Genomic DNA, 14,233 nt, shown 5'->3' with positions numbered 1-14,233 from the left:
ACATAAATTCATTTACAAACCCTCTTGCCCCATTTTTTCCAAGGCCGCAAAATATTGCCCCACATGCAAGCCATCCATCAACGCATGGTGTACTTCCACGGAAACCGGCATCATGCGGCGATCGCCTACCATGGTATATTTGCCTAACGTGATTTTCGGAATACTATCGCCCGTTTTGAACTTACGCGCATGTTGTAAACTGGTAAAGCTAATCCATGGTATAACCGACACGTGTATCACGTTTATCATGGCTTCCATCCCATCCAATACCTGTTGCGTACGAAGCTTCTCTATTTCCACTTTCCCCGCCTCGCAAAAAGCCGTTACATCATGGTCAAACGGGAAATACCCAAATGTAAAGTTCCCATCGGGCTTCATCACGGTAGAACTACAATGAATGGTTTCGTGGGCCACTACCGCTCCATTATGCAAACGCAATTTGAAAGCCGGTACTTGGTTGACTGCTTTGGTTAACCAATACAAGCAAGCTAAGAAAAACGGTTGTTGCCTTGCTTTTGCATCGGCGTATAATCCTGTTACATCCACCTGGGCTGTGATGTTGAAGAAGGGATTATCATAATCTTTAAAAAAGTCGTATTGCGGTTTCCGCTCCCACGTTTCAATATCTATCAACTGCATTAACGCATCACGTTTAAGATTTCTGTAATTTTTTCAACGGCTAAGAAGTTGGGGTGTTGCGGTACTTCGGCATGTTCATGCAACCAAGTTATCGCGTAAGGTACGTGTACTGCATGTGCATCGATGTTCAATACAGGCAATACATCCGATTTCAAAGAGTTTCCAATCATTAAGAACTCTTTCGGCGCAATATTTTGTTGCTGTAAAATCTGGCGATAATCATTCTCTTTCTTATCACTCATTACTTCTACGTGCTTAAAGTATTGCATTAATTGCGATTGCTTTACTTTCCTTTGTTGATCGAGCAAATCGCCTTTAGTAGCTACCATTAAACGGTAATCTTTATGCAAGGCATCCAATACAGATTCTACACCATCGATCAGTTGCACAGGGCGGTTTAACATGCTTTTACCGATGTCTAAAATTTGGTGCGTGATATGTGGAGGAAGATCGCCTTGGGTTAGTTTCACAGCGGTTTCAACCATGCTCAATGTAAAACCTTTGATGCCGTAACCATAAATCGGCAGGTTTTGTAATTCGGTATTAAACAAGGTGTCAACAATATTCGTGGCGCTTGTATAAGGTTGGATAAGGTCTTTGAATGCTTGTTCTGCCTCACGGAAATAAATCTCGTTATCCCACAATGTGTCGTCGGCATCGAAGGCAATCACTTTAATGTCTTTAGTCATGTATCTCGTATTTTTTATTCGCCATTGTTCCTTTGCCATGGGCTCAATGGAGATGCAAAACTATTTGATTAATTTCGTGTAAAGTATCGCGATCTAATATAAAAGTATCGAATTTCACATGAAGACACTCAGCGGTGACGATTTTAAATATTTGTTAGCAAGGCAAGTAAATGCCTTGCAAACCCCCATGCCGCTAAATGTTCCTGCCAATTTAGATCATCTTATCAAAGCAAAAACCGTGCATCACCGCGGACCAGGCTTCGATATGATCCACTTCAGAGGCAGCTTCGATGAAGAAACCCGGGTAGTCGACTTCTACGATGAAACGCATACCAGTTTACATTTCCAATTGGCAGGTTCTTCCTGGGCAACCATCGGCCCCACGATCGATAATGCCGATATGCAACCCATGCAATACAACCTGTATAACTGCCATTCCCCCATCTCGCAATACCGTTTTCCCAAACAAAACGATTACCACTATTTCACAATATCACTTTCCCCCGCTAAAACCATAGAGAAACTCCAAACACTTCAACATCAACAGGCAGACGCTATTATCGATAAAATCCTACAAGCGCAAACCTTCTCCTTCATCGGCGAAAACCGCCGCCTAACACCCGCTATGCTGCAAAGCATCCAAGCGATCGACGATTGCCCTTTTGAAGGTGCCATCCGCGAAGTATACCTCGATGTAAAACTAACCGAGTTCCTTATCCATGGCTTGTTCGATACACAAAATGCCCTAACTTCCAAACAACAACACGGTATTCAAGACGTATGCGCGTACTTACAGGAAATGTGCCCCAATATTTACGATGCACCCACGCTATCCCAACAATTCCGCCTTCCTGCACAAGTCATTGTAAAGGGCCTAAAAGCGGCTACTGGTATGAGCCTATTCGCCTACCAACAGCACTTACGCATGCAATGGGCCAACGTATTATTACAAAGTGGAGAACGCAACGTAAACGAAGTCGCCGACATTCTAGGTTATAGCCAAGCTTCCCATTTTATTCATGCTTATAAGAAATTGTTCGGCTACACGCCTAAGAAAATGCAATAAAAAAAGTCGCCCCTACGAGGTAGGAACGACTTGCTGGGATATTGATGACATCCCAATTTGTTTATGCGTGTAATTACAAGGCGATTACTGTTTGATAAACACCTGTGTAAAAAAAGTGATGTTGTTTTTACCTTCTGCCACGCCAATACCTATCATGGTATAATCGCCCAGCATATTCTTACGGTGCCCCGGGCTATTAATCCAACCATTCACTACACCCTGTGCATCCAAATTACCGTAGGCTACGTTTTCAGCAGCACCGGCCACGCGTCCCATTTTCTTGGTTACATGGTCAATGCGTGATTCAAAGCCTTCATGCCCAAAACCGGTACGACCATTGGCCATGTCTTTGCTATGATCACGGGCTTCGTCGCTAATAACGTCCACCAATTTTAAAGGTGGCTTTCCTTTAGACTGGCGGAATTTGTTCGTGTAAGCCAAAATCTCTTCTTCAAATTCTCCCCTCGATATTTTTTTCTTAGGTGCGGATGTAGTGGTGCTTTTTGAAGTTTTTGCAACAGGTTTGCTTGAAGAACAAGCACTCGCTTCCGTTACAACTGCAGCACTCACCAAGAGGCATAAAAATGTTTTTCTTAGAACAGTTGTCATAAACTGTAAACGTTTTGGTTAAAATAAAATTGCAGGACATGCCTGCAATTTTATCAAAGCAACAATCTTGCCAGTTGCTTAAAAGCCTTATTGTAGCACAACTTTCACTACATCCACCATGTCTTTCGACCCAATGAAAATAGGAATCCGTTGGTGCAATTCGGTTGGTTTTACGTCTAACAAACGGGTATGACCATCTACGATGGATGCTCCGCCCGCTTTTTCGATGAGGAAGCTCATCGGGTTACACTCGTAACAAAGGCGTAAACGCCCGTTTTTGTATTTACCAAAGGCTGGATACATGAAAATACCCCCTTGGATAAGCGTACGATGGATTTCTGCTACCATACAACCCACAAAACGGTGGCGGTAAATACGGTCGTTCATATCCTTCGCCATGTATAAATCGATGGCTTCACGCACGTTTTCCTCGTATAAATGATAGTAACCGGCGTTTACAGAGAAGATATCGCTATTATTAGGTACCTGGATGTTTGGGTGACTCAAACAGAACTCGCCAATAGAAGGATCAAGGGTAAAACCTTGTACACTTCGCCTAGTAGCATATACTAACATGGTAGATGACCCATATATAATATACCCTGCCGCAATCTGCTTCGCCCCTTCTTGCAAGAAGTCATTCAAGTCACAAGGACTGCCATTAGCACTTAACCTGCGGTACACCGAAAATATAGTACCAATCGATACATTCACATCAATGTTGCTAGACCCGTCGAGCGGATCAATTAATACAACATATTTCGATTGCAACGATTTCTCATCGTTAAAGGCAATAAAGTCTTCATTCTCTTCCGAGGCCATACCGGCGCAATAAATGCTATGGCGAAGGGAATTGATGAATTGGTCATTGGCGAACTCATCCAATTTCTTCACTGATTCGCCTTGCACATTGGTTTTACCTGCTTCGCCCAGGATATCGGCGATACCGGCCTTGTTTACTTCCACATTCACCCTTTTGGCTGCCAAGCCAATATCACGCAAGAGGCCCGACAATTGGCCTGTTGCTTCTGGGAAATTACGAAGTTCCTGGATGGTGAATTCATCCAGCGTCATTACTTTTTGCTTGCTGTTCATGTTCCGAGTAGCGTTGTTTTGGTGGGTACGAAAATACTGCTATTTGCAACGATTATAAAGAAACTGTCATTTCTTGCAAATCAGATTTTTAAACAATTCTAAGTTTGCCGTAATTTGCTAATTAATTGTTTAACAGAAGATCAACCGATATATGAAGGTTTTCAAATTTGGCGGTGCAAGTTTAGAAAGTATTGAACGCATACAACACGTAGGTAAAATTGTACAAGCTTTCCCTGGCGAAAAGTTACTGATCGTTGCCTCGGCAATGGGTAAAACAACAAATGAACTGGAAAAAGTTGCCCAAAACTTCTTCATGCGTAAGCGTGAAATAGCAGCGCAACTCCTCTATAATATAGAACAACAACACGTTCACTTGGCTGAACAGTTGCTCGGAACAAACGAACATCCTTTGTTCACCCAGCTTCAACAGTTCTTCACCGAAGTAGAATGGACATTAGGAGAAAAGCCTATTCGTACCTACGATTACTATTACGACCAAATCGTAAGTATGGGCGAATTAATCTCCACAGCCATTGTAAGTGCTTACTTCAACCACGCAGGTATTTCCAATAACTGGCTAGATGTACGCGATGTATTCAGAACGGACGATAATTTCCGCGATGCCAACATCGACTGGGATTACACCCAAAATGCTGTCAATACAATCGTAAAACCTTTATTCAACAATTCCAATATTGTTATAGCGCAAGGCTTTATCGGTAGCACCGACCAAAACGAAACCGTTACGCTCGGTCGTGAAGGGAGCGATTATACCGCCGGTGTATTTGCCAATATGCTCGACGCCGAAAGCCAAACGATCTGGAAAGATGTAGAAGGTTTCAAAAATGCCGATCCCAAACTCTTCCCAAATACAGTGGTGATTCCTGAAATTACTTTCAGCGAAGTAATCGAACTCGCCTACTACGGCGCCCAAGTAATTCACCCGAAAACAATCAAACCTTTGCAAAACAAGCAAATCCCGTTATACGTGAAATGCTTCTTAGATAAAGACTTACCCGGTACCGTCATTAAAGAAGATGCCGATGTTAAGAAGTTACCGCCATTGATTGTATTGAAGAAAAACCAAGTACTCATCAGCGTTAAATCCCGTAACTACGCCTTCATTACAGAAGATAAAATCAGCGATATTTACGAGATCTTCCACGCCTGCAAGGTGAAGATTAACTTAATGCAAAACGGCGCTATCAGCTTCTCTTGCTGTATCGATAACAATCCTGATAAAATCGAATTGTTAATTAAAGCTCTCCACGTCGATTTCAAAGTGAAGTACAACGAAGGCTTGGAACTCTTAACTGTTCGCCATTACCAACCAGAACTTCTAAGAGAATTAACAACCGATCGCCAAATTTTACTCGAACAACGTTCCTTGAAAACAGTGCAGCTATTGATGAAATTAGCTGTCGCTGAAGGAAGTGTGCTATAAATGAATGATCAAAACGATCGTTTATCAAAATAAAAACGCTTTCCAGTCTATTCGATCGGAAAGCGTTTTTGTTATATAACGGTGTATGACTTACTTATTGATGTGTACCGTGGATATACGTTTCCAGGTTTTGAATGGTAGCACGTTGATCATCGATGATGTACTTCACCACGTCGCCAATAGAGATCATTCCCACTAAGCGGTTATTTCCATCTACAACGGGTAAATGCCGAATATGCTTATCCGTCATTTTCTCCATCGCTGTTTCAATAGGATCATCTTCGCTGACGGTAAAAGGGTTCTCCGTCATAATCTCACTAATTAAAGTGTCTTTCGAAGCGCGGCCTTTAACGATGACTCTACGTGCATAGTCGCGTTCTGAAAAAATTCCGCGAAGGGTGTCGCCTTCTAAAACGAGAAGGGCCCCAACGTTGCGGTCTACCAAAACCTGTAAAGCGTCGAATACGGTGTCGCTTGGTTTGATGGAATACACTGCATGCCCTTTTGCTTGCAGGATGTTTCTAATTCTTCCGCTCATGGCAAGCTCAATTTAAGTGTTAAGAAAAAGGGGGACTAACCATTATTAAGTTACCAAAAAATCGGTAGAAAATCAAAAAAATGTCGCCTACTTGGTTGATAATTTGGTGAGATAATTACAAAAAAAATGCCCGCTTGTTGAGTAAAGCGGGCATTTTTTTATGATTTTTTGCTATTATTCTAAAGTTGTTGCGCCAGAAACGCTCGCAGCTTGGGTTTGATGTAAATCGAATACAACAATCTCGTTCTCCCCTGCTTTTAACCAGGGCGCTGGGCAATACAGTCTTTTTTGAGGACCAATTTCCCAATACCTACCCAGGTTATGCCCATTCACCCATACAATGCCTTTCGTATACTTCGACATATCAATATAAGTATCCGCCGCTTTCTCAAGCTTAAAGGTGCCTTTGAAGAATTGGCCAGGTTTAGTTGGCTCTACGGTGGAAGCTTGCAAACCGGGCATCTCTTGCTCCGTCATCGGGAACCCAAATACCTCCCAGTTCATCAATGTCATGCCATTCAACGTAACACGCTCAGTAATCCCTTTACGGTCGATCAAATGCTCGGCGAAGTTAATTCTACCCATACCTTCCACGAAGATCTCGAGTACCGGGTTTTTAACATCCGATTTCGGTAAATCAATGGTGCTTTCCCCTAAACGGCGGTCGATTTTACCTACGTATTTGCCGTTCAAAAACACCGTGGCATAATCATGCAGCTGGGTAATCTTCAACTTACCGCTATGATGGCCAATTAAAGTTGTTTTATACAACATGAAGCCATGATCTTGGTTGTACGCTTCGAAGGTTTTAGGTTGTACGGAAGCTACCGCCTTTGGCATGTGTTCCCAAATGCTTGTAAATGGTTTCAGTTGAACAGAATCGAATCCCACAACAGGAATCGCCTTTGGTACCGGTGGCAATTTCTTGCCCTTCGGCAAATACGAACCCATCAAATCCCTAAGCGCCGTGTACTTCGTTGTTACGCTACCTTGCTCATTAATCGGGGCATCGTAGTCATAACTCGTAATATCTGGCTCATATCCTTTACCGCCCGAGTTAGCGCCAGCCATGTAACCAAAGTTGGTACCGCCATGAATCACGTACAAGTTGAAGGAACGTTTATTGTCCATCAAGTACTTCACTTCCTTTACAATGCCCTCATTGCCTGTACGGGCATATTTTTCGCCCCAGTGTGTTAACCAGCCCGGGTATGTTTCCGCACTGAATGCCGGCACATTCGGGTTCTTGCGCTTTGCAGTCGCGAAATCAGCATCCGAGCTTCCCGAATCTAAACCTATTGCCGCGCCATCTACCGTTCCTGCCTCCAACATGTAATCGGTTGGACCATCGGCTGTATAATAAGGTACGTTGATGCCATTATCATCCCACAGCTTCTTTACCGCGTAGAGGTAGTTTTTATCGTTACCATAGCTTCCATACTCGTTCTCGATTTGCACCATTACGATAGGACCGCCATGGGTAATTTGTAAATCTTTTACTTCTGCTGCCAAGGCCTTAATATAGCGTGAAACCGCCGCCATATAACGCGGGTCCATACAACGAACTTTGATATCGTTAATACGGAGTAAATAAGGCGGCAAGCCACCAAATTCCCATTCCGCACATACATATGGTCCGGGGCGTAGCATCACCCACATGCCTTCTTCCTGGCAAATCTTCACAAACTCGGCAATATTGTGGTTGCCTGTTTTGAAATCAAATACGCCTTCCGTGCTCTCGTGGTAATTCCAAAATACATAAGCCGCTATGGTATTACACCCCATCGCCTTCGCCATTTGTATACGATGACGCCAATATTCATGAGGAATACGTGCTGGGTGCATTTCGCCAGAGATCACTTGGGTCGGCTGCCCGTCAAGTAAAAAATCTTGCCCACTCAATGCAAACGTATGTTGCTTTGCAGGCGCTTGTTTTTTCTGCGCATATGCCGCCGGGCCCATCCACAGGGCAAGAGCCATACAACTACTGAATAATACTTTTTTCATTTCGTCCTTGTGTTAGTATGCTATAAGTTGTAAACATAGTTAAAGAATGAACGCAGCACTAATAGTATATTAATAATGTAAGGTGTAAACTTCACATTTCTAATGTTGGCGTTGCGTGGTGGTATTATAGTCGTGTTGTTTGTACACTTGTACTATTGTAATACATGTTTTTTAGACTTTTTGCTTGCCAGTGGCCACACTATTTTCAATTTCATGCCGATGTTGTTACATTCTTTGCTCGCCAATGCAAGCCGAAAAACAGGTCATGAACAGCAGCCTGGTTTTATTGGTTCCTTAATTAGATGTTCCGGGTAGCAGTTGGAGGCTACGTTGGTGTGGAGATGACAGCTGTTTGGATTGATATTTGAGTTATATCATGTTTGGTATTGTTAAATAAACGACCGCCTTCGTAAGTCTAAGGTTTTGTTCATTTATTGCATACTTCATTCCTTTTGTAAATGCTAACCCTCACCTATGATCTCATATATAACAACGCTTTTACCCAATGACACTAAGTAACTTCAAAGTGACTTTCAAGTTGTTTCCATGTACTTTCTAGGTAGTTTTCATGTAAAATCCATGTAAGTTCCATGTAAATCCATGTGGTGTAGTCGTATTTTACTCGATGTTCACTTGGCTTTCACTTTACTTTATGTCGATGATTAACCGAGCGTAGGTTGATGTTTACTTGGTAGGATATTGCGTGGTTGTATTCGATATGATGCTTATTGTGATATGGGAGGGTGAAAGAAGGTAAATGAGTGGTTGATTTGAGATAATGCTGATAGTATTTTGCGATTGGCAGGTGATGGATTGTAAACCAATAAATTATAGTGTTGTGGCAAATGAAGCTTGAATGTTTAAAATAAAAACGCCTCCTGTTCGGAGGCGTTTTCTATTATTCGTTTGCACGATTACAAGTTATTCTTCTTTAACTCGCTTACAGCATGGTCGGCGGCGCGGGCGGTTAGAGCCATGTAAGTAATCGATGGGTTCTGGCAAGCGGATGAAGGCATGCAGGCACCATCTGTAATAAATACATTTTTCGCAGCGTGAACTTGGTTATAAGCGTTGAGGACTGACGTTTTCGGGTCGCGACCCATGCGGGCAGTACCCATTTCGTGGATACAGTGGCCCGGAGGTGGCATATCATCGTTGCCGCCAACGTTTTTAAGGCCGGCTTTTTCAAGCATTTCCTTGGCACTGTCTAACATGTCTTTTCGCATGGCGATTTCGTTTTCTTTGAATTCGCAGTCGATATCAAGGGTAGGAAGACCGTGAACGTCTTTTTTCTCGTGGTTGAGGCTTACTTTGTTATCATAGTATGGAAGATGCTCACCCCATGCTCCAATACTCATACCCCAGCCACCTGGTACAGTTTGGGCGTCTTTGAAATCGGCACCAATACCATCAAATATGTTAACGCGGCCACGGGCGGCGCCACCTTGGTAACCGAAGCCACGAACGTAGTCGTTGCGCTTGGTTTTTTCGTTGGTATTTCTGAAGCGTGGGATGTAAATACCATTCGGGCGACGACCGGCATCGTAATACTGGTCTTCAAATCCTTCATAATTACCCCATGCCCATACACCATAGTGGTGATCCATTAGGTTATGACCCACTTGACCGCTATCATTACCAAATCCTTCCGGGAACCGGTCCGATTTCGAATTCAACAAAATCCACGTCGAGCCCAATGTAGAGGCATTCAAAAACACAATCTTCGCATAGTATTCTATTACTTCCTTCGTTTCCGAATCCATAATGCGAACACCCTTCGCCTTCTGCGTTTGATCATCATACAGCACTTCTAACACAATAGAATGCGGCCGTAAGGTCATATTCCCCGTTTTCGCGGCTGCAGGTAACGTAACCCCGTTACTGCTGAAATAGCCCGTAAAAGGACAACCACGGGCACACAAGTTCCTAAACTGGCACTTCCGGTGATCGATCGCTTTCGTAGCATGCGCTACCCTACCAATCGTCATAATCCGGTCGTTATACAAGTCTTTAAAACGCTTCGCCACGTGCTTCTCTAAACAGTTCATATCCATCGGCGGCAAAAACACCCCGTCGGGCAATTGTGGTAAGCCTTCGGCTTGACCGCTAACACCGGCAAATTTCTCTACATAGGTATACCAAGGTTCCAAATCCTTATATCGAATGGGCCAATCTACACCATGCCCATCTTTCGCATTCGCTTCAAAATCCAAATCACTCCAACGGTACACTTGCCTACCCCACATCAAAGAACGCCCCCCAACATGGTAGCCGCGCAACCAGTTAAAAGGCTTCACCTGGTTGTACGGGTTCTCCAAATCGTTCACCCAATGTTGCACGGTCGACTCGTCGAATGCATAACACTGGCTTTGAATGGGATGCTTAGCTTTCATCTCGTTTGTAATACGAAGGTGATGTTCAAACTCCCAAGGGTCTTTCATGGCCGTTGTATAGCCTTCACCATGTACAATGTTACGACCTCTTTCCAACACGAGCGTTTTCAGACCTTTTTCACTCAGTTCTTTCGCTGCCCATCCCCCGCTGATACCCGATCCTACAACAATGGCGTCGTAGGTATTTTCCTTTTCAGCTTTGATATTTAGATTCATGGGTGGTTAGTTTTTTGCAAGAAAAATCCCCGTTAGTTACGAACGGGGATCAATTTTCTTTCTTTATAAATATTAAAGATTGCCTTTCTTCAATTCTTTCACTGCGTGGTCTACAGCGCGGGCTGTTAATGCCATGTAAGTGAGAGATGGGTTCACGCAAGAAGCACTTGTCATACAAGCACCATCGGTAACAAATACGTTTTTCGCTGCGTGTACTTGGTTGAATTCATTCAAGATCGACGTTTTCGGATCTCTACCCATACGTGCAGTACCCATTTCGTGGATAGCCATACCAGGATAAGAGCCATTGTCGTAAGTTTTGATGTTCTTAACGCCTGCTGCTTCCAACATTTCAGCCGCATCGTTCATCATATCCTTACGCATTTTCATTTCGTTTTCTTTGAATTCTGCATTGAATTTCAACGTTGGTTGACCCCATGCATCTTTCACCGAAGTATCAAGCGTAACTTGGTTGTCTTCATATGGTAAACATTCACCGAAACCACCAAGACCCATGCTCCATTGACCAGGTTCTGTTAATGCTTCTTTGAAGTCTTTACCAACACCCAATTCAGCTACACCCCTGTTCCAGCCACCGCGAGAACCACCACCTTGGTAACCGAATCCACGTAAGTAATCACGTTTATCAGCACCAATGTTACGGTAACGAGGTACATAGATACCGTTTGCACGGCGACCGAAGTAGTATTTATCTTCAAAACCTTCCATCGTACCAGAAGCACCTGTACGGAAGTGGTGATCCATCAAGTATTTACCCAATACACCACTATCGTTACCGAAACCATTCGGGAAACGGGTAGATGTACTGTTCAATAATACGAATGTAGAACCCAATGTAGAACCGTTTACAAAAACGATTTTAGCATAGTATTCTGTCATTTCTTTAGAATCTTTATCAATCACGCGAACACCTGATGCTTTACCCGTTTTATCATCGTAAATCAACGAGTTTACGATAGAATTCGGGCGTAATGTCAACAAGCCTGTTTTATTAGCCGCCGGTAAAGTAGATGATTGTGTACTGAAGTAAGCACCGAAAGGACAACCACGGCTGCACAAGTTACGGTACTGGCAAGCAGCACGGTTATCTTTCGCTTCCGTTAAGTTCGCCACACGACCCATCGTAATTCTACGAGATCCGCCGAAGTTCGACTCTACTTTTGCTTTTAATGCTTTCTCTACACAGTTCATTTCCATCGGTGGTTGGAAGATGCTATCTGGTAATTGTGGCAAGTTTTCAGCTTGACCACTGATACCTACAAATCTTTCAACATACTCGTACCAAGGTTTCAAATCCTTGTAACGAATAGGCCAGTCAACAGCAATACCATCTTTTGCATTTGCCTCGAAATCGAGGTCGCTCCAACGGTAGCTTTGGCGGCCCCACATAATAGATTTACCACCTACGATATCTGGACGATACCAGTCGAAACGCTTTTCTTCTTGGTAAGGCGATTTGCTATCGTTGATCCAATATTTCTCGTTGTGCTCGCTATATGGATAATCTCTTTGTAATTTTTCGTGCGACTGACGTTGGTCTTGCGTGATACGACCACGGTGTTCAAATTCCCATGGATCTTTCGTAGCAGTTTCATAACCAGTAACGTGCTCAAGTGGTTTACCACGATCGAGCATCAATACACGTAAACCTTTTTCAGTTAATTCTTTTGCAGCCCAGCCGCCACTTACACCAGAACCTACTACGATAGCATCGTAAGTATTTTGGTCTTGCGCTTTTATATTCAAATTCATTTGTAATCAGTTTTTAAGAAGCTAGAAAGTAATTGTACATACACGGAAACAATGTTCCGTTACACTTAGGAAGCCCAAGCTTTATCGCCTTTGTTGTAAGGGATACAACCTTCGTATTTACCTGGTACTTTTTCGTAACGCAATGCTTTGGTAGCACCTGGTTCAGACGTGAAGTAACCCAACAAGGTTAATTCCTTCATGATTTGGAAGTAATGTGGACCCGCATCTTTCGGCTTGTCTTTATTATCCCTGTAAGCAATTCTTTCTTTGTCGATCTCTGTCAACAATTCCGTTTTCTGGTCTGCTGTTAGGTTGATGAATGTTTTACCATACTTCTTGTCGGCTGCAGTATCGATTGCTTTCAAGCCATCCACAAAAATACCTTGTGCTTTGGCATCATAGCAATCATTCATCATAACTAATATGAAGTCATCGACTTTAGCAGCTTTTGCACCCGGCGTACTTGTTTCCGGGATAATTGTTTCGCAAATTTCAGCTACCAATGAACGCGTTTCGGGCGTTTGCAAGGTGTAGTTCTTTGGACCGCTATTACAGCCTGTAAGCGCTGCCAAGGTGGATGCTGATATGGCCGTTCCCATTAGGATGGCCACATTTTTAAGGGCGTCTCTCCTGTTCATAATAGTTATAATTGATTTGACCTAATTGACCTGTTCTGTTAAATAATGTTAAGACGTAATAAGTGTTTTACTATTTTTCTCTGCTGTTGATGGTAGTAACACGTGGAGTATTATTTTTCTACGACAGCGGCAAATGTAAACTGTAAACTCGCTGCTGGCGCATCTTTAGCGTTACAGCGTAAGACAATAATTTTTTCATAACGGTGGAAAGATTGACTATTCGACTTAAATGTAAAAAAAAATCCTTTAGTCGTGTGTATTTTTTACACATAACTAAAGGATTTTTTGATGAACGTCTAATTTATAGGATGTATTTACCGGAACTGTTCACCATAACGACCGGTAATTGTTTGTTTTTTTCGAAGTAATCGTACGCATTCCGGAGGTTTACCCAAAACTTCGGGTATTCCGTATCGTTGGGTGGTAGGTTATTATTCAAATAGTCTACCGACTTGCTATTACTGAACTTAACAGGGAATACATGCACCGGGATAAAATCTTGGCCCGCGTTTTTCGCGTTCACGCACATGATATATACCTCGTCGATGAATTCATCTGTTAATGGAATACAACCGATGGTTAAGCAAGTACCGTGGATATAGATTTCGCCGCCGGGCTTTTTAGGATCGGCTGCGAGAATTTTATCGGAATAGTTCGGGTAGTTAATCCCGAGTGATAGGTGGTACGAGCTGTTTGGGTTGAAGTCGTTGATATAATAAAACCCTTCTGGTACTTGGCGGTCGCCTTCCTTGCGCTTAGGCCCCATTCTGCCCGACAAAGTACACACTTTGAAAGATTTGAATAGTTTAAATGAGTCGGTTACTTTATTCTTCACCCAAATCTCCAATTCGCTATCTAACTTAAACGAACGGATGTAGATGAATTTCGCCGGGTACGTCAAACCCTTCTTTTCAAATTCTTTCTTAATCATTTCCTCTTTTGCACGGTAAGCCTCTCCTACGCGGGGAAATAGCTTCTGGTTGTCGAGAAATGATTGTTGTGCCATTGCTGCACTAGCTCCCATCAATAGTAAAGCGGCGATCAGTAAATACTTCATGTTTGTTGTACAGGTTAAATTATCTTAAGTGTCTATATCCTAGGTAAAATAAAATCACTGCAAAGATGA

12 protein-coding genes are annotated in these 14,233 nt (G+C 42.9%); 2 read left to right on the top strand and 10 right to left on the bottom strand.

Translation table 11 applies throughout. From position 1 onward, the window contains the following. Positions 1–12: 12 nt before the first annotated feature. Positions 13–639 (bottom strand): chloramphenicol acetyltransferase, encoded by a 627-nt coding sequence (locus LX64_RS09910; protein ID WP_111597477.1) that lies wholly within the window; start codon positions 637–639, stop codon positions 13–15. Next, positions 639–1,328 carry an HAD family hydrolase gene (locus LX64_RS09905; protein ID WP_111597623.1) on the bottom strand — a complete coding sequence of 230 codons (690 nt, stop codon included), beginning with the start codon at positions 1,326–1,328 and terminating at the stop codon, positions 639–641. The genes LX64_RS09910 and LX64_RS09905 overlap by 1 nt, the downstream gene beginning before the upstream one ends. Before the next feature lie 118 nt (positions 1,329–1,446). Here LX64_RS09905 and LX64_RS09900 point away from each other — a divergent pair, with 118 nt between their 5' ends. Next, positions 1,447–2,394, top strand: a complete 948-nt coding sequence (locus LX64_RS09900) for a helix-turn-helix transcriptional regulator (protein WP_111597476.1) — start codon at positions 1,447–1,449, stop codon at positions 2,392–2,394. Positions 2,395–2,478: 84 nt separating this feature from the next. Here LX64_RS09900 and LX64_RS09895 read toward each other — a convergent pair whose 3' ends face one another. Together LX64_RS09895 and fbp are read right to left on the bottom strand one after the other, a co-directional pair. After that, a complete protein-coding gene (locus tag LX64_RS09895; RefSeq protein WP_111597475.1) occupies positions 2,479–3,003 on the bottom strand; it encodes a CAP domain-containing protein in 525 nt (174 codons plus the stop codon). A gap of 87 nt (positions 3,004–3,090) precedes the next feature. Beyond that, the gene (gene fbp / locus LX64_RS09890; protein ID WP_111597474.1) at positions 3,091–4,098 is read right to left on the bottom strand and encodes a class 1 fructose-bisphosphatase; all 1,008 of its coding nucleotides are present in this window, start codon (positions 4,096–4,098) and stop codon (positions 3,091–3,093) included. Between the two features lie 151 nt (positions 4,099–4,249). Here fbp and LX64_RS09885 point away from each other — a divergent pair, with 151 nt between their 5' ends. Then, positions 4,250–5,542, top strand: coding sequence for an aspartate kinase (locus tag LX64_RS09885; RefSeq protein ID WP_111597473.1), 1,293 nt, complete (start codon positions 4,250–4,252; stop codon positions 5,540–5,542). A 94-nt stretch (positions 5,543–5,636) separates the two neighbouring features. Here LX64_RS09885 and LX64_RS09880 read toward each other — a convergent pair whose 3' ends face one another. From LX64_RS09880 to LX64_RS09855, 6 genes are all read right to left on the bottom strand, one after another. Next, a complete protein-coding gene (locus LX64_RS09880) occupies positions 5,637–6,080 on the bottom strand; it encodes a CBS domain-containing protein (RefSeq protein WP_111597472.1) in 444 nt (147 codons plus the stop codon). A gap of 174 nt (positions 6,081–6,254) precedes the next feature. Continuing rightward, positions 6,255–8,087 carry a glycoside hydrolase family 35 protein gene (locus LX64_RS09875; protein ID WP_111597471.1) on the bottom strand — a complete coding sequence of 611 codons (1,833 nt, stop codon included), beginning with the start codon at positions 8,085–8,087 and terminating at the stop codon, positions 6,255–6,257. 914 nt (positions 8,088–9,001) lie between these two features. Beyond that, positions 9,002–10,696, bottom strand: coding sequence for a GMC oxidoreductase (locus LX64_RS09870; RefSeq protein ID WP_111597470.1), 1,695 nt, complete (start codon positions 10,694–10,696; stop codon positions 9,002–9,004). Between the two features lie 72 nt (positions 10,697–10,768). Next, entirely contained in the window at positions 10,769–12,469 is a 1,701-nt protein-coding gene (locus tag LX64_RS09865) for a GMC oxidoreductase (protein WP_111597469.1), read from the bottom strand. Between the two features lie 65 nt (positions 12,470–12,534). Beyond that, complete coding sequence (locus LX64_RS09860; RefSeq protein WP_111597468.1) at positions 12,535–13,107, bottom strand: gluconate 2-dehydrogenase subunit 3 family protein; 573 nt, start codon at positions 13,105–13,107, stop codon at positions 12,535–12,537. A 301-nt stretch (positions 13,108–13,408) separates the two neighbouring features. After that, entirely contained in the window at positions 13,409–14,164 is a 756-nt protein-coding gene (locus LX64_RS09855) for a L,D-transpeptidase family protein (RefSeq protein ID WP_111597467.1), read from the bottom strand. Positions 14,165–14,233: the final 69 nt, after the last annotated feature.

Origin of the sequence: Chitinophaga skermanii (assembly GCF_003259335.1) — a bacterium.
GTDB lineage: Bacteria > Bacteroidota > Bacteroidia > Chitinophagales > Chitinophagaceae > Chitinophaga > Chitinophaga skermanii.
This window is presented reverse-complemented; position numbering and strand designations above follow the sequence as displayed.